Here is a 698-nt window from a genome sequence, read left to right as displayed (position 1 = left end):
GAGGTCGCGGACGGTGCCGCGGTCGGCGAGGGCACGGACCTTGGTGCCGATCACGTCGTCGAGGGAAAGAACGGGGCCGTAGGGGTCTGGGCAGGCGGAGCCCAGAACGCCTCCTTGAGGACGTCGACTTCACACTCCTCGCCGGTGTCCGGATCGGTGACGAGAAACCGGCCGCTGAGCGGATCGGTCTGAACGTGCGTGGTCCGCCATCCGCGCCCACTGAGGCCTGCTGTGAGTGAGGCGACGATCTCCTGCATCGGAGCGGGTTTCTCGGTGGCGACGTCGAGGTCACGACTGAAGCGTTCGACCAGGCCGTGGGCCTGCACGGCGTATCCGCCGGTGAGGACCAGAGGATAGGGGGAGCCGAGGTCGAGGATGTCGGCAAGGAGACGCTCGTGGAGCGGAGTGAGCTTCACGCGGCGGTCGTGTCGGCCGGGGCGGTGCGGAGCAGCTCGGGGAAGGCATCCTCCCAGACCTCGCGGATGTAGGGACTGATCAAGCGCCGCAGCACGGGCCACTGCTCGATGAGCAGCCGGTAGTGCAGGAGGGCCGCCAGGTCCTCACTCAGTCCTTCGGCGAGGACGGTCCGGTAGAGCGTCATGCGGGACTTCGGACGGTCCGGGCTGTAGCTCGTCCGCCCGGACCAGACGATGTGGAGCGGCAGGTCCACGTTGCCCTCGACGGGACCGGCCAGCTCC

1 protein-coding gene and 1 pseudogene are annotated in these 698 nt (G+C 68.5%); both read right to left on the bottom strand.

Features of this window, described 5'->3' with window-relative positions; all coding sequences use genetic code 11:
* A pseudogene (locus ACP4J0_RS38635) lies at positions 1–416 on the bottom strand (nucleotidyl transferase AbiEii/AbiGii toxin family protein); the annotation flags it as partial.
* A partial coding sequence (locus ACP4J0_RS38630) for a hypothetical protein (RefSeq protein WP_426604141.1) occupies positions 413–698 on the bottom strand: 286 nt, incomplete at its 5' end. The gene ACP4J0_RS38630 and the pseudogene ACP4J0_RS38635, both read right to left, overlap by 4 nt.

Source organism: Streptomyces sp. WG7 (assembly GCF_049975785.1).
Taxonomy (GTDB): domain Bacteria; phylum Actinomycetota; class Actinomycetes; order Streptomycetales; family Streptomycetaceae; genus Streptomyces.
The sequence above is the reverse complement of the archived record's forward strand: the minus strand, read 5'-3'. Positions and strand labels throughout refer to the sequence as shown.